Here is a 14,679-nt window from a genome sequence, read left to right on the forward strand (position 1 = left end):
CGGGACACCGCCGTGGACCGGCCCCGTCGACCACCGGAGGCATCGCATGGCGTATCTCAACCCGGTCCGGCACATCACCTTCGACGCCCGTGATCCCCACGCCCTCGCGCGGTTCTGGTCCGGGCTGACCGGCTACCCCCTGGAGGACTCCGATCCGGACGGCGAATGGGCGCTGCTCGGCCCGGGGCAACCCGGGGTGCCGGGGCTGCTGTTCCTGCGGGTCCCGGACGCCAAGACCGTCAAGAACCGCGTGCACCTGGACATCCAGCCGCCGTCGGGCACCCGGGACGCCGAGGTGGAGCGGCTGACCGGGCTCGGCGCGCGCGTGGTGGACGACCGGCGCACGGAGGACGGGCTGGGGTGGGTGGTGATGTCCGATATCGAGGGCAATGAGTTCTGCGTGGAGCGCGGCGCCGTCGAGCGCGGTGTGGTGCCGGCATGAGCGAGCCCTTCCAGGCGGACCGGACCTACGACCAGGTGTATCTGCTCTTCGTCGACACCTCCGGATATTCGACGATCGTCCGCTCGAACCCCAGGGACCGCGCCGCCCACGCCTTCGATCTGCTGCGCGAGCGGATGCGCGCGCGGATCGAGCAGTTCTCGGCCCAGCACCGCTGTGCCCGCGGCGACTTATGGAGCTGGCGCGGCGACGGGGGCTTCTTCGCGGTCCACGACGACCGCGAGAGCGTCGCCCGCGATGTCGCGCTGGAGGCGGCCCGCACCTTTCTCACCCTCGATCTGCGCCATCTGCGGGACGAGTTCGCCCAGGCGGGGGTGGACGGCGAGCTGCATGTGCGGATGGCGCTGCACAAGGGGGCGATACGGCACACCGGCGAGGGCCGGACCGGCACCATCCACTCCCCCGACATCAATCTGGCCGCGCATCTGGAGAAGGCGACTCCGCCGGACTGCCTGGCGGTCTCGGAGGATGTGTACCGCACCGCGGGGCCGTACGCGGAGCTGTTCGCCCATGTGGGAAGCCATGAGGGCAAGGACGTCTATCTGATGGCGGGCGACGGCGGCCCGGACGGGGCGGCCAGGGCGTGGCTGGCGGGCCGGGGGCTGGCGGACGGCGCCCCGGTGCACGCGTATCCGGAGCGGCCGAGCCCCCAGGAGAAGGCGCGGCTGCTGGACGCGGCGGCCGAGGAGGTCCTGGACATGGGGACGGCGCTGCGCACCACCTCCGGCCGGCTGGTCACCACCGAGCGCCCGGCCCGCTTCCGCGACGCGGTCCTCGGGCTGCTGCGCCGGGGCGGCACCTACCACTGCTATCTGCTGGATCCGTCCTCGGACGCGGCGGCCACGCTCTCCCGCCAATACCAGGAGGACATGACGCGGAAGATCAAGGATTCGCTGGAGCGGTTCGGCCGCTTCAAGGAGCGCTACGGGGCGGAGGCCGACGGCCTGCGGGTCTATCAGACGGAGGAGTTCCCCGGCTTCTCGGCGCTCACCATCGATCTGCGCGGGCCGAGCGGACTGATCCTGTACTCCTCGTATCTGATGGGCACGAGCCGGTACGGGGTGATCGAGCGCGGCGACATGCCGCACTATCTGATCGGCCCGGCCGCCGGGCGGGTCCACAGCCGGATCCGCCAGCTGGCCGAGGCGCGGGCCTCGGAGGGGCAGGCCCAGCGCGTGCTGTGAGCGGTTCGGGCGGGTCGGGGCGGTCCGGCCGCCGGACTCAGCGGACCGGGACGGTCCACGGCAGGGCGATCCAGACGGTCTTGCCGCCGTCCGCGGTCGGGGTGACGAACACCTCGCCGCCCGACTCCGCGGCCAGACAGCGGACGATGACCATCCCGCGCCCGCTGTCCTGCTGGGTGGCCAGCGGCAGCCACCTGGGCCACTTCGGATGGCTGTCGGTGACCCCGATCTCCAGCCGCTGCTCGCGGTCGAGCCGTAGGTCCACGGTGAAGGTGGGCGACTGGCCCACGGTGTGCTCCACGGCGTTGGTGGCGAGCTCGGAGACGATCAGCCGCACGGTGTCGGCGGCCTCCGCTCCCGCCCCGAGCCCCCATTCGGCGAGCACGTCCGTGACATAGGCGCGTGCCGCGGGAACCGACGCCGGTGCGCTCGGCAGAGTGACGGATGCTTCCTGATGGTCTGCCATGACGGCCTGTCCCTTTCCGGCCGGGGCGCGGCTGCGGACGCGTTTCGAGGGTGGACTTGCGAAGCCGGTGAAGTCGTGGGCTGCCCCGACGGCTCTACGCGTCAGAGTGCCACCAATGGCCTCCGTAACGGGGGCGATCCACCGAGTTATGCATATATCTGTCGCCCAAAGCGGTGAACTCTGCTACGGAAGACCGGATTTGGAAGGCACACTGGGCCACTGGTGCGACACGCGCTGTGGGTGACGCGCCAAAAGGAAAACGGGAGGGAGAACTGATGCGATACGGCCCGGCGGTGCGTCGCCGCAAGCTCGGTGCGGAACTGCGTCGCCAGCGCGATCTGGCCGGGCTCACCAGCGGTGAGGTCGCCGACCAGCTGGGCTGGCACCAGTCGAAGGTGAGCCGGATCGAGACCGGGCGGAGCGGCGCCAAGCCCTCGGATGTGGCGCGGCTGCTGGAGGTCTACCAGGTCGCCGACCCGGAGCTGCGCGCCCTGCTGGAGGCGCTGTGCCGCGGGGGCGCCTCGGATCCGGAGGGGTCGCGGCGCGGCTGGTGGTACGCGTACCGCGATCTGCTGCCGCCCGCCTACCGGGATTTCATCAGCCTGGAGGCGGAGGCGTCGGACGCGTACACCCTGGAGACCACGGTGGTGCCGGGTCTGCTGCAGACCCCGGACTACGCCCGGGCGGTGACCCTCGCGGCGCTCCCGGATCTGCCGGGGCCGCAGGTGGACTCGCTGGTGGAGGTGCGGATCGCGCGCCAGTCGGTGCTGCACGGCGAGCGGCCGCTGCGGCTGCACGCGGTGCTCGACGAGGCGGCGCTGCGGCGCGAGGTGGGCGGGCCCGGAGTGATGACGGCGCAATTGCGCCATCTGGCCGAACTCTGCGCATTGCCTCAGGTGCAGCTGCAGGTGCTGCCATTCTCTATCGGAATGCCCATTGGTATGACAGGTCCTTTCATTATTTTCTCTTTTCCGCACATTAGTGACCTGGACGTAGTAGTTCTCGACCACTTGACGAGTAGCCTCTATCTGGAGCGGAAAGAAGACCTCCGGGCGTACAGCGCCGCGTTCGAAGTACTGCGCGCTCACGCTCTGACACCTGAGGAATCGTTGTCCTTCATCAACAAAATCGGGGGCGGCGCCTGAGGGGGCACCATGTCCAAAATGTCCGCCAACTCCGTCGACTGGCTGCGCAGCAGCTACAGCGTCGGAATGAACAACTGCGTCGAGACGGCCCTGCTGGGGCCCGACCGGCTCGGCGTGCGCGATTCGAAGAACACGGCGGGCCCCGTCCTGCTGTTCACCCCGTCGACCTGGGTCTCCTTCCTCGAGGGACTCAAGGGCGACGGCCCCGGCTCCGGCACCTCTCGTTCGGCCGGAACCGGAAGCTGATCCGTCAGTGAAGTACCTCTTCCGGTGAAGTACCTCTCCCCCCGGTGAGCGGCTGATCCGCTCACCCTCCCGTCAGTGAGCCATCAGGCGGTCGGCGCGGTCCTCACGATCACGTCGACCGCCGCTTCGACCTGCTCCTCCGTCAGATCCGCGCGCGCGGTCAGCCGCAGCCGGGAGACGCCGTCCGGGACGGACGGCGGGCGGAAGCACCCCACCATCAGCCCGGCCGCGCGGCAGTCCGCGGCCCAGCGCACCGCCTTCTCCGGCGACGGGGCCCGCACCGACACCACCGACGCGTCCGGCCGCACCGCGGCCGGCCCGGCGGCGGTCAGCCGCCCGTACAGCCCCATGGCGACCGTACGGACGCGGGCGGCGCGCTCCGGCTCCCGGCGCAGCAGCCGCAGGCTCGCCAGGGCGGCGCCCACGGCCGCCGGGTTGAGCCCGGTGTCGAAGATGAACGTCCGCGCGGAGTTCACCAGATGCTCGATGACCCGGGCGGGCCCCAGCACCGCCCCGCCCTGGCTGCCCAGCGACTTGGAGAGGGTGGCCGTGACCACCACGTCCGGCGCGCCCGCGAGCCCGGCCTCGTGCACCGCGCCGCGTCCGCCCTCGCCGAGCACCCCCAGGCCGTGCGCCTCGTCCACCACCAGCGCCGCGCCGTACCGCCGGGAGGCACCGGCGAGGGCGGCCAGCGGGGCGGCGTCGCCGTCGACGGAGAAGACCGCGTCGCTGACGACGAGGGCGCGCCGCCGCGCCTTCCCCGCGTCCCCCACCGTCGTCTCCCCCGCGTCCGCCTCGGCCGCGCCCAGCGCCTTGCGCACGGCGTCCGGGTCGGCGTGCGGGACGACGGCGATCTCGGCGCGCGAGAGCCGGCAGCCGTCGATGAGCGAGGCGTGGTTGTCCGCGTCGGAGACGACCAGGGCGTCCCGGCCGCTCAGCGCGGAGACGGCGGCCAGATTGGCCGCGTAACCGGAGGAGAACACCAGGGCCGCCTCGAATCCGCAGAACTCGGCGAGCTCCCGCTCCAGCGTGGTGTGCAGCTCGGTGGAGCCGGTGACCAGACGCGAGCCGGTCGACCCCGCGCCCCAGCGGTGCGCCGCCGCGGCCGCGGCGGCCGTCACCTCCGGGTGCCGGGCCAGCCCCAGATAGTCATTGCTCGCCAGATCGAGCAGCGGGGAGTCGGCGGGGCGGGGGCTGAGCCGGCGCACCAGCCCCGCCCGGTCGCGCCGCTCCCGCTGTGCGTCGATCCATGCGAACGCGTCCTCGCGGTCCTGGGGCATCGGCTGCCTCGCCTTCCGTGGCCTCGTCTCGGGCACCGACTGTCGGGTCCGGATAGAACGTAGCCTCGTCCATGCCCGGTCATGGTGTGGCAATACACACACCCCGATCAGCGCGTCTTGTACGGTCTCTCCTTGGCCGCGGGCGGTGGGGTAGGAAAGGATCGTCGCCATGGACCTGCTGAACACGCTGGTGGAGAAGGGGCTGCGGCGCGAGACGCCCTCCCGCGAAGAGGCGCTCGCCGTTCTGGCGACCTCCGATGACGAGCTGCTCGATGTGGTGGCCGCGGCGGGCAAGGTGCGCCGCGCCTGGTTCGGGCGGCGGGTGAAGCTCAACTATCTGGTGAACCTCAAGTCGGGGCTGTGCCCCGAGGACTGTTCGTACTGCTCACAACGGCTGGGCTCGAAGTCCGGAATCCTCAAGTACACCTGGCTCAAGCCGGAGCAGGCGGCCGCCGCGGCGGGCGCCGGGGTCGCGGGCGGCGCCAAGCGGGTGTGCCTGGTCGCCAGCGGGCGCGGCCCGACCGACCGCGATGTGGACCGGGTCTCCCAGACCATCGCCGCCATCAAGGAGGAGCACCAGGACGTCGAGATCTGCGCCTGTCTGGGGCTGCTGTCCGACGGCCAGGCGGAGCGGCTGAAGGGCGCGGGGGCGAACGCGTACAACCACAACCTCAACACCTCAGAGGCGACGTACGGCGACATCACCACCACCCACACCTACGCCGACCGGGTCTCGACCGTGCAGCAGGCCCAGGCGGCGGGGATGTCCGCCTGCTCCGGGCTGATCGCGGGCATGGGCGAGTCGGACGAGGACCTGGTGGACGTGGTCTTCTCGCTGCGCGAGCTGGACCCGGACTCGGTGCCGGTCAACTTCCTCATCCCGATCGAGGGCACCCCGCTGGCCGGGGACTGGAACCTCACCCCGCAGCGCTGTCTGCGGATCCTGGCCATGGTGCGGTTCGTCTGCCCGGACGTCGAGGTGCGGCTCGCGGGCGGCCGCGAGATCCATCTGCGGACGCTGCAGCCGCTGGCCCTGAACCTGGCGAACTCGATCTTCCTCGGCGACTATCTGACCACCGAGGGCCAGTCGGGCAAGGACGACCTCGCGATGATCGCCGACGCGGGCTTCGAGGTGGAGGGCACCGACACGACGACGCTGCCCGCGCACCGCGCGGACGCAGCTGCCGCCGCCGGTGCCGGCTGCGGCGGCCACGGCGGGGAGGGCGGCGGCTGCGGCCCGTGCGGTGACGCGGCGCCCGTGGACGCCGCGCCCGTCGACGCCGTACCCGCCGATGCCGTACCGGCCCAGGCGGCGGCCGGTGCGACGGTCTCCGCCCCCGCGGGCACGCGGGAGTCCCACGCCGGCCTGGTCGCGGTGCGCCGCCGCGGCGCGGGCACGGATCTGCCGCCCAATGCCTGAGCCGCTGACCCCGGCCGAGCTGCGGGAGCTGGACCGGCAGCACGTCTGGCATCCGTACGGCCCGATGCCCGGCCGCCAGGACCCGCTGGTCGTGGAGTCCGCGGCCGGGGTCCGGCTGCGGCTGGCCGAGCCGGTGGAGGGCGTCCGCGAGCTGGTGGACGGGATGTCGTCGTGGTGGTCCGCCATCCACGGCTACAACCACCCGGCGCTCAACGATGCCGCGCGCGGTCAGCTGGACCGGATGAGCCATGTGATGTTCGGCGGGCTCACCCATGAGCCCGCCGTCCGGCTGGCCACCCGGCTGGTGGAGATCACGCCCGAGCCGCTCCAGCACGTCTTCCTCGCCGACTCCGGTTCGGTGTCGGTCGAGGTCGCGGTGAAGATGTGCCTCCAGTACTGGCGCTCGCTCGGCCGCCCCGCCAAGCGGCGGCTGCTGACCTGGCGCGGCGGCTACCACGGCGACACCTGGCAGCCGATGGCGGTGTGCGACCCGGAGGGCGGCATGCACCGGCTGTGGTCCGGTGTGCTGCCCGAGCAGATCTTCGCGGACGCGCCACCGCCCGGCTTCGACGCGGACCCCGACCCGGCGTACGAGCGCCACGTCCGTGAGCTGGTGGCCCGGCACGCCCATGAGCTGGCCGCGGTGATCGTGGAGCCGGTGGTGCAGGGCGCGGGCGGGATGCGCTTCCACTCCCCCGCGCTGCTGCGGGTGCTGCGCGAGGCGTGCGACGAGCACGACGTACTGCTGGTGTTCGACGAGATCGCCACGGGTTTCGGCCGCTCGGGCACGCTCTTCGCGGCCGGGCACGCGGGGGTGTGCCCCGATGTGATGTGTCTGGGCAAGGCGCTGACCGGCGGTTATCTGACCCTCGCCGCCACGCTGTGCACCCCGCGGGTGGCGGAGGGCATCTCGCGCGGCGAGGTGCCGGTGCTCGCCCACGGCCCGACCTTCATGGGCAATCCGCTGGCCACGGCCGTGGCCTGCGCCTCGATCGATCTGCTGCTGTCCTACGACTGGCGGCAGGAGGTCAAGCGGATCGAGACCGGGCTGCGGGACGGTCTCGCGGAGGCGGCCGCCGTGCCGGGCGTCCGGGACGTACGGGTGCTCGGCGCGATCGGCGTCGTCCAGCTGGACCGTCCGATGGACGACGCGGCGATGGCGGCGGCGACGCGGGCCGCGGTGCGCGAGGGCGTATGGCTGCGCCCGTTCCGCGATCTGCTGTACACCATGCCGCCGTACATCACCGGGGACCACGATCTGGCCCGGATCTGCGCGGCGGTCCGGGCGGCCGCCGCCGCGGCCGTCTGACCCGCCCGCCCCGCTCGCGGTCGGCTCTCCCCAGGGAAAGGAGACCGACCGCAGGCCGGGGCATGCGAGGGCAGCCCGGGGCACGCCCCGGGCACGAACGAAAGCGAAAGGCAACGGAAACAAAGATGACAGTCCTGGTCGTCACCGGTACGGGCACCGAGATCGGAAAGACCGTCAGCACGGCGGCCGTCGCCGCCACGGCCCTCGCGCGCGGCCGCTCGGTGGCGGTGCTCAAACCCGCCCAGACCGGTGTCGCGGAGGGCGAGCCGGGTGACGCCGCGGAGGTGGGCCGCCTCGCCGGGGCGGTGACCCTGCTCGAACTCGCCCGCTACCCCGAGCCGCTGGCCCCCGCCACCGCCGCCCGCCGCGCCGGACGGCCTCCGGTGCGGCCGCACGAGGTGGCGGAGGCGGCCGAGAAGCTGGCCACCGAGCACGATCTGGTGCTGATCGAGGGCGCGGGCGGGCTGCTCGTACGGTTCGACGAGACGGGGGCGACGCTCGCCGACGCGGCCCGGCTGCTCGGCGCGCCCGTTCTCGTCGTCGCCCACGCGGGCCTCGGCACCCTCAACGCGACCACCCTGACCACCGAGGCGCTGCGCGCCCGCGGGCTGGAGTGCCCCGGCGTCGTCATCGGCAGCTGGCCCGCCGCCGCGGATCTGGCCTCCCGCTGCAATGTGGCCGATCTGCCGGAGTCCGCCGGCGTCCCGCTGCTGGGCGCCATCCCCCAGGGCGCCCCCGCCCTGCCGCCCGCCGAGTTCCGCGCCCAGGCACCCGGTTGGCTGGCGCCCCGGCTGGACGGCACCTGGGACGCGACACGGTTCGCCGCGTAGCGACACCCCCCGCCTGGGCACAATCCCGGTACCGGTCATCGTCCATCCCTGGGACATCCGGGACAAACCGTCCGTACCTTGGACAAGGGGGAGTTCCCATGCCCGTAGGCCGTCGCACACCCACGCGTGACGCCGTCCACCACCCGCTCTTCGCCCGCGCCTACGCCAGACTGAGCCCACTGGCCGACGACCGGGCCGGGCTGGGTGAGCTGCGCGGCGAGCTGCTGGCCGGGCTCTCCGGCCGGGTCATCGAGATCGGCGCGGGCAACGGGCTGAACTTCCCGCACTACCCCGAGACCGTCTCCGAGGTCGTCGCCATCGAACCCGAGCGCCATCTGCGGCGGCTGGCCACCCGGGCGGGGCTGCGCGCCGGGGTGCCGGTGGACGTGGTGCCGGGCGTCGCCGAGGCGCTGCCGGTCAAGAGCGAGGGGTTCGACGCGGCGGTGGCCTGTCTGGTGCTGTGTTCGGTGCGCGATGTGCGGCGCGCGCTCGCCGAGCTGCTGCGGGTGCTGCGGCCCGGCGGTGAGCTGCGCTTCCTCGAGCACGGCCGCGCCGAGGGGCGGGTCCTGGCGACGACCCAGCGGGCGCTGGACCGCACGGTGTGGCCGCTGATGTTCGGCGGCTGCCATACCGCGCGCGAGGTGCGGTCGGAGATCGCGGCCGCGGGCTTCGAGCCGCTCGACCACCGCCGGCTGCGGATCCCGGACCGGGGCCCGACGCTGCCGACGTCCCCGTGCGTGCTCGGCGCCGCCCGCCGCCCATCGGCGCCTTCCGGCCCCTGATCGCCTTCCGGCCCCTGATCGCCGTCCCGTCTCGCCGTCCCGTCGGCGTTCGCATTCCCGTACGCCCGCGTCCGCAGGCGCGCGTACCGGCCGCCGGGTCCCTACCATCGAGGGCACGACGTTCCGATACGGGGAGGCATCGTGTCCACACCGGCGGCAACGAAAACGGACGGGTTCGCGGACGGCGGCGCCCATGCGGCGGCCCGGGCCCGGTCCCTGACCAAGGCGTACGGCAGCGGCGAGACGGCCGTGCTCGCGCTGGACGCGGTGGACGTGGAGATCGAACGGGGCAGGTTCACCGCGGTGATGGGCCCATCCGGCTCCGGGAAGTCCACCCTGATGCACTGTCTGGCGGGTCTCGACACGGTCTCGTCGGGCCGGGCCTGGCTGGGCGACACCGAGATCACCGGCCTGGGCGACAAGGAGCTGACCCAGCTCCGCCGCGACCGGATCGGCTTTATGTTCCAGTCGTTCAATCTGCTGCCCACGCTCAACGCGGCCGAGAACATCACCCTGCCCATGGACATCGCGGGCCACAAGCCCGACCGGGAGTGGGTGGACCGGGTCATCGACACCCTCGGGCTGCGGGACCGGCTGCGGCACCGGCCCGCCCAGCTGTCCGGCGGGCAGCAGCAGCGGGTGGCGTGCGCGCGGGCGCTCGCCTCCCGCCCCGAGCTGATCTTCGCGGACGAGCCCACCGGCAACCTGGACTCACGGGCGGGCCTGGAGGTGCTGCGCTTCCTGCGGGAGGCCGTGGACGAACTGGGCCAGACGGTCGTCATGGTCACCCACGACCCGACCGCCGCCGCCCACTCCGATCTGGTGCTCTTCCTCGCCGACGGCCGGATCGTGGTCCGGATGGAGCGGCCCACGGCCGAGGCGGTGCTGGAACGGATGCACATCTTCGCGGCCGCCGCCACCCCCGACCCCGACCCCGATCCCCTGAACTGAGCCCCGGGCCCCGGCCGGTGCCCAATCGGCCGGGCCGCCGAATAAGGGTGAGGCGCCCCGAACGGAGCCGATCTCGGATACGTTCGCGGTATCCGCGATCAAGGAGGGCTCATGGCAAGGCCGTTCCGTTTCGGAGTCAATCTGCTCACCCTTGAATCGGCCGAGGCATGGCGGGGGAAGTGCCGCCACGCCGAGCGACTCGGCTATGACGTGCTGCTGGCCGCCGACCACCTCGGCAACCCCGCCCCGTTCCCGGCACTGGCCACCGCCGCCGAGGCGACCGAGCGCCCGCGGCTGGGCACCTTCGTGCTCAACGCCGGCTTCTGGAACCCCGCGCTGCTCGCCAGGGAGGTGGCCACCTGCGACGCGCTCACCGACGGCCGGCTGGAGCTCGGCCTGGGCGCCGGCTATGTCAAGGCCGAGCACGACAGCGCCGGGCTGCCGTTCGGTTCGCCACGGGAGCGGGTGAACCATCTGGTGCACACCGTGGCCGAGTTGGAGCGGCTGCTGACCGATTCCGAGCACCGGCCGCGGTCCACCCAGTCCCCGCGCCCGCCGCTGCTGCTCGGCGGCAACGGCGACCGGCTGCTGCGGCTGGCCGCGCGCCACGCGGACATCACCGCCTTCACCGGCGCGGTGCAGCCCGCCGGCAAGCCCCAGGGCACCCTGCAGCTGATCAGCCCCGAGACGCTGGAGGGCCGGGTCGCCGCCTTCCGCCGCTTCGCCGCCGAAGCGGGGAGGACCAAGGGGACCGACGAGAGCGATGACGCCATCGAGCTGAACTACCTCATCCAGATGGTCGGCCCCACCGGCGACCGGCGCGCCAAGGTGCGTGAGCTGGCCCCGTACGCACCGGACCTCACCGAGGACCAGTTGCTGGAGCACCCGGCGCTGCTGCTGGGCGACGCCAAGGAGATGGCGGAGCAGCTGCGGGCCCACCGCGAGCGGTTCGGCTTCTCGTACTTCGCCGTGCTGGAGCACAACATGGAGGCGTTCGCCCCGGTGATCGAGGAGCTGCACGGCAGCTGACCCGGCGGAATCCCGTCGACGCCGCGGTCCGTCCGATGGTGGGATACGGACATGAACGATCTCCGGATACGGGCCGCGGCCCCCGCCGACCTCGACACCGTGCTCGCCTTCTGGAAGGAGGCGGCGGAGGGCACCAGCATCAGCGACGACCGGGACGGGGTGGCCCGGCTGCTCGACCGCGACCCGGAGTCGCTGCTGCTGGCCGAGCGGGACGGTGAGCTCGCCGGGACCGTGATCGCCGGTTTCGACGGCTGGCGCTGCCATCTCTACCGGCTGGCCGTCCACCCCGGGCACCGCCGCCGCGGTGTGGCGACGGCCCTGCTGGCGGCGGCCGAGGAGCGGTTCGCGGCCCTGGGCGGACGGCGCGGGGACGCGATGGTGCTCAACGGGAACGACCTCGCCCACCACGCGTGGAGCGCGGCGGGCTATGCGCCGCAGCCGCAGTGGAGCCGCTGGGTCAAGCCACTGCGCCCCTGACCCCGGCGGCCTCCCGGGCGGGGCGCCGCCGTGCGAGGGCTTTTAGCATGGGACGGAGGTGACCCGATGACCGAAGTCCTCCTCCTGGCCGTGGCGCTCCTCCTGGCGGTGGCCTGCGGCGCCTTCGTCGCGGCGGAGTTCTCGCTGACCACGGTCGAGCGCAGCGAGCTGGAACGCGCGGCCGGGCGGCGGGAGCGCGGCGCGGCCGGGGCGCTGAAGGCCGTGCGGAGCCTCACGTACCAGCTCTCCGGCGCGCAGCTCGGTATCACCGTGACCAATCTGGTCGTCGGCATGCTGGCCGAGCCGTCCGTCGCGGCCCTGCTGGCCGGGCCGCTCACCGCGATCGGCGTGCCCCCGTCGGCCGTCCACTCGACCGCGCTGGTGCTCGGCACCTTCCTGTCGACCGTCGTGCTGATGGTCGTCGGCGAGCTGGTGCCCAAGAACTGGGCGATCTCCCGGCCGCTGCCGGTCGCCAAGGCCGTGGCCACTCCGCAGCGCGTCTTCAGCTCCGTCTTCCGCCCGCTGATCAGCCATCTCAACAACACCGCCAACCGCACCGTGCGCCGGATGGGCCTGGAGCCCGCCGAGGAGCTGGCCTCCGCGCGCGGTCCGCAGGAGCTGATCGCCCTCGCCCGGCACTCGGCCAAGGAGGGCGCGCTGGAGAAGGGCACCGCCGAGTTGTTCGTCCGCACCCTCAACCTCGCCGGGCTCACCGCGGAGAACGTGATGACCCCGAGGGTGCGGGTGGTGGCACTGGACGTACGGGCCACCGCCGAGGACGTGGCCAACGCGACCCGCGCCACCGGGCTGTCCCGCTTCCCCGTCTACCGGGGCAGCCTGGACACCGTCGCCGGTCTCGTCCACATCAAGGACGTGCTGGCGGTCCCCGCCGAGGAGCGGCCCCGCCGCCCGGTGTCGAAGGTGATGCGCGACGCGGTGTTCGTCCCGGAGCCGCTCACCGTGGACCGGCTGCTGGACCGGCTCTCGGCCCAGCGCAGCATGGCCGTGGTGATCGACGAGTACGGCGGTACGGCCGGGGTCGTCACCCTGGAGGACATCGTCGAGGAGGTGGTCGGCGAGGTCCGCGACGAGCACGATCCGCATGAGACCGCCCAGCTGATCCCGATGGGCCGGGACCCCGAGGGCCATCCGCTGTACGACGCGGACGGCGCGGCCCGCGTCGATCAGCTGGAGCGCATCGGGCTGCGGGTGCCCCCGGGCCCGTACGAGACGCTTGCCGGGCTGATCGCCACCGAGCTGGGCCGGATCCCGGCCGTCGGCGACACCGTCGAGCCGGCGGGCTGGTCGGTGGAGGTGCGGAAGGTGACGAGCCACCGGGCGGCCCGGGTCCGGCTGCGGGCGCCGCTGCGCGGCGCCGGGGGCGACGGGGCCGGCGGAGTGCACGGGGCCGAGGGGGCGACGGGCCGATGACCGTTCTCCAACTGCTGATCGGCCTGTTGACGCTGGTCCTCAACGCCTTCTTCGTGGGCGCGGAGTTCGCCCTGATCTCGGTGCGCCGCAGCCAGATCGACCCGCGTGCCCAGCAGGGCGACCGGCGGGCGCGGGCCGTGCTGTGGGGCCTGGAGCACCTCTCCGCGCTGCTGGCCGCCGCCCAGCTCGGGATCACACTGTGCACGCTGGTGCTGGGCGCCGTGGCGGAACCGGCCATCGCGCATCTGCTGGAGCCCCTGTTCCATGTGGTGGGTCTGCCGCTGGGTCTGGTGCACCCGATCTCGTTCGTGATCGCGCTGACCCTGGCCACGTATCTGCACATGCTGTTCGGCGAGATGGTGCCGAAGAACGTGGCGCTGGCCGAGCCGGTGCGCACCGTGCTGCTGCTCGGCCCGCCCCTGGTCGCCCTCGCCCGCGCCCTGCGCCCGGTGATCTTCGGGGTGAACGCCCTGGCGAACGGGGTGCTGAAGCTGTTGCGCGTGGAGCCCAAGGGCGAGGTCGCGGCGTCCTTCACCGATGCTGAGCTGGCCCGGATGGTCTCGGACTCCAGCGAGGCCGGGCTGCTGGACGACCGCGCCACCGAGCGGCTGCGGGACGTGCTGGAGCTGGGCCGGCGACGGGTGCGGGACGTGGTGCTGCCCATGGAGCGGGTGGTCAGGGCGCGGCTCGGGGTGACCCCCGATGAGCTGGAGCGGCTGTCGGCGCGGACCGGCTTCTCGCGGTTCCCGGTGGTGGACGACTCCGGGCGGATCCTGGGCTATCTGCATGTGAAGGACGCGCTGGACGCACGGCCCCGGGAGGTGCCGTTCCGCCCCGATCAGCTGCGCCCGATCCCCCGGGTGCGGTCGCTCACGCCGCTGGACGACGTGCTCACCGCGATGCGCGACAGCCGTACCCATCTCGCGGCGGTCATCGCCGCGGACGGACGGCTGGAGGGGCTGGTGACCATGGAGGACGTACTGCGCGAGCTGGTCGCCTGAACGCTGCTGCCGGCCCGTGTCCGGTCAGTCCCCGGTGTGTCTGGACTCATGGGCGATGATGCACGCCTGCCAGTGGGCCAGCGCCTCCTCCCGGCCGCCGCCGCCCTCCTCGGCCACCGCCACCAGCGCATGGGCGGCCATCGCGGCGAGCCGCACCGCGACCCGGCACACATCGCGCGTATCGAGCGGCTCCAGGAGGGCGGCGGCGCCCTCCCCGTCGTCGGCGAGCGCGGCGGCGACGATGGCCATGGTCGTACGGTCGCATTCGAAGGCATCCACGCCGACCAGACTGCCCCGCCGCGCGGCGCCGGGAACCCCGGGCGGTCCAACCGGTCCAACCCCGGCCCCGGCCGGACGGCCGCGCGAGGCTCAGCGGCGGGGGCCGGAACCGGAACCGGGGCCGTGACCGGAACCAGCGCCGGGGCCGAAACCAGGGCCGGGACCGGGGCCGGGACCGGGCCGGGTGCCCATCGGGTCGTAGCGGAAGATCACGTACTCGACCCGTCCGATGACCTTGGTGCGGTTCGTCCGCCGGTACAGCTCGGGTGGCCGGAAGATGTTGTCGTCGTAGATGTCCGCGCCGGGCTCCACATTCCAGCCGGCGGTCGTCCCGTTCCGCGCTCCGCCCTCGAAGTAGATGTGGGTCATCGCCATGCGGCTCATCATGC

At 73.0% G+C, this 14,679-nt stretch carries 17 protein-coding genes; 13 read left to right on the forward strand and 4 right to left on the reverse strand.

The features are described from left to right. The first annotated feature begins 46 nt into the window (after window positions 1–46). The gene (locus tag JK364_RS06975) at window positions 47–442 is read left to right on the forward strand and encodes a VOC family protein (RefSeq protein WP_201848447.1); all 396 of its coding nucleotides are present in this window, start codon (window positions 47–49) and stop codon (window positions 440–442) included. Beyond that, a complete protein-coding gene (locus tag JK364_RS06980; RefSeq protein ID WP_201848449.1) occupies window positions 439–1,644 on the forward strand; it encodes a nucleotidyl cyclase domain-containing protein in 1,206 nt (401 codons plus the stop codon). Before JK364_RS06975 ends, JK364_RS06980 begins: the two co-directional genes overlap by 4 nt. A gap of 37 nt (window positions 1,645–1,681) precedes the next feature. Here JK364_RS06980 and JK364_RS06985 read toward each other — a convergent pair whose 3' ends face one another. Continuing rightward, on the reverse strand, window positions 1,682–2,110 hold the full coding sequence (locus tag JK364_RS06985; protein ID WP_037959925.1) for an ATP-binding protein: 429 nt from the start codon (window positions 2,108–2,110) through the stop codon (window positions 1,682–1,684). Window positions 2,111–2,385: 275 nt separating this feature from the next. Between JK364_RS06985 and JK364_RS06990 the strand changes: the two genes are divergently transcribed. Together JK364_RS06990 and JK364_RS06995 are read left to right on the forward strand one after the other, a co-directional pair. After that, window positions 2,386–3,255, forward strand: coding sequence for a helix-turn-helix domain-containing protein (locus tag JK364_RS06990; RefSeq protein ID WP_198279579.1), 870 nt, complete (start codon window positions 2,386–2,388; stop codon window positions 3,253–3,255). An 18-nt stretch (window positions 3,256–3,273) separates the two neighbouring features. After that, window positions 3,274–3,501, forward strand: coding sequence for a DUF397 domain-containing protein (locus tag JK364_RS06995; protein WP_372461915.1), 228 nt, complete (start codon window positions 3,274–3,276; stop codon window positions 3,499–3,501). Window positions 3,502–3,584: 83 nt separating this feature from the next. On the opposite strand, the gene JK364_RS07000 is transcribed toward JK364_RS06995, so the two are convergent. Beyond that, the gene (locus JK364_RS07000) at window positions 3,585–4,781 is read right to left on the reverse strand and encodes an 8-amino-7-oxononanoate synthase (RefSeq protein WP_201848453.1); all 1,197 of its coding nucleotides are present in this window, start codon (window positions 4,779–4,781) and stop codon (window positions 3,585–3,587) included. A gap of 169 nt (window positions 4,782–4,950) precedes the next feature. On the opposite strand from JK364_RS07000, the gene bioB reads away from it, so the two are divergent. The 9 genes from bioB (at window position 4,951) to JK364_RS07045 (ending at window position 14,011) form a co-directional block, all read left to right on the forward strand. Next, window positions 4,951–6,201 (forward strand): biotin synthase BioB, encoded by a 1,251-nt coding sequence (gene bioB, locus JK364_RS07005; protein WP_201848455.1) that lies wholly within the window; start codon window positions 4,951–4,953, stop codon window positions 6,199–6,201. Next, a complete protein-coding gene (locus tag JK364_RS07010; protein WP_201848457.1) occupies window positions 6,194–7,510 on the forward strand; it encodes an adenosylmethionine--8-amino-7-oxononanoate transaminase in 1,317 nt (438 codons plus the stop codon). The genes bioB and JK364_RS07010 overlap by 8 nt, the downstream gene beginning before the upstream one ends. 125 nt (window positions 7,511–7,635) lie before the next feature. Further along, window positions 7,636–8,340 carry a dethiobiotin synthase gene (gene bioD / locus JK364_RS07015; protein WP_201848459.1) on the forward strand — a complete coding sequence of 235 codons (705 nt, stop codon included), beginning with the start codon at window positions 7,636–7,638 and terminating at the stop codon, window positions 8,338–8,340. 98 nt (window positions 8,341–8,438) lie between these two features. Continuing rightward, window positions 8,439–9,122 carry a class I SAM-dependent methyltransferase gene (locus tag JK364_RS07020; RefSeq protein ID WP_201848461.1) on the forward strand — a complete coding sequence of 228 codons (684 nt, stop codon included), beginning with the start codon at window positions 8,439–8,441 and terminating at the stop codon, window positions 9,120–9,122. A gap of 141 nt (window positions 9,123–9,263) precedes the next feature. Continuing rightward, complete coding sequence (locus tag JK364_RS07025; RefSeq protein ID WP_201848463.1) at window positions 9,264–10,073, forward strand: ABC transporter ATP-binding protein; 810 nt, start codon at window positions 9,264–9,266, stop codon at window positions 10,071–10,073. Between the two features lie 111 nt (window positions 10,074–10,184). Next, window positions 10,185–11,102 carry a TIGR03621 family F420-dependent LLM class oxidoreductase gene (locus JK364_RS07030; protein WP_201848465.1) on the forward strand — a complete coding sequence of 306 codons (918 nt, stop codon included), beginning with the start codon at window positions 10,185–10,187 and terminating at the stop codon, window positions 11,100–11,102. Window positions 11,103–11,153: 51 nt separating this feature from the next. Then, window positions 11,154–11,579 (forward strand): GNAT family N-acetyltransferase, encoded by a 426-nt coding sequence (locus tag JK364_RS07035; protein ID WP_201848467.1) that lies wholly within the window; start codon window positions 11,154–11,156, stop codon window positions 11,577–11,579. Window positions 11,580–11,645: 66 nt separating this feature from the next. Then, window positions 11,646–13,010 carry a hemolysin family protein gene (locus tag JK364_RS07040; RefSeq protein ID WP_201848468.1) on the forward strand — a complete coding sequence of 455 codons (1,365 nt, stop codon included), beginning with the start codon at window positions 11,646–11,648 and terminating at the stop codon, window positions 13,008–13,010. Continuing rightward, window positions 13,007–14,011: a hemolysin family protein gene (locus JK364_RS07045; RefSeq protein ID WP_201848469.1), complete on the forward strand. Its 1,005-nt coding sequence runs from the start codon at window positions 13,007–13,009 to the stop codon at window positions 14,009–14,011. The genes JK364_RS07040 and JK364_RS07045 overlap by 4 nt, the downstream gene beginning before the upstream one ends. 24 nt (window positions 14,012–14,035) lie before the next feature. Here JK364_RS07045 and JK364_RS07050 read toward each other — a convergent pair whose 3' ends face one another. Both JK364_RS07050 and JK364_RS07055 read right to left on the reverse strand, forming a co-directional pair. Next, window positions 14,036–14,290 carry a hypothetical protein gene (locus JK364_RS07050; protein WP_372461916.1) on the reverse strand — a complete coding sequence of 85 codons (255 nt, stop codon included), beginning with the start codon at window positions 14,288–14,290 and terminating at the stop codon, window positions 14,036–14,038. A 90-nt stretch (window positions 14,291–14,380) separates the two neighbouring features. Next, window positions 14,381–14,665, reverse strand: coding sequence for a hypothetical protein (locus tag JK364_RS07055; protein ID WP_230991344.1), 285 nt, complete (start codon window positions 14,663–14,665; stop codon window positions 14,381–14,383). Window positions 14,666–14,679: the final 14 nt, after the last annotated feature.

It is taken from the genome of Streptomyces endocoffeicus, assembly GCF_016741935.1.
Classification (GTDB): Bacteria; Actinomycetota; Actinomycetes; order Streptomycetales; family Streptomycetaceae; genus Streptomyces; species Streptomyces endocoffeicus.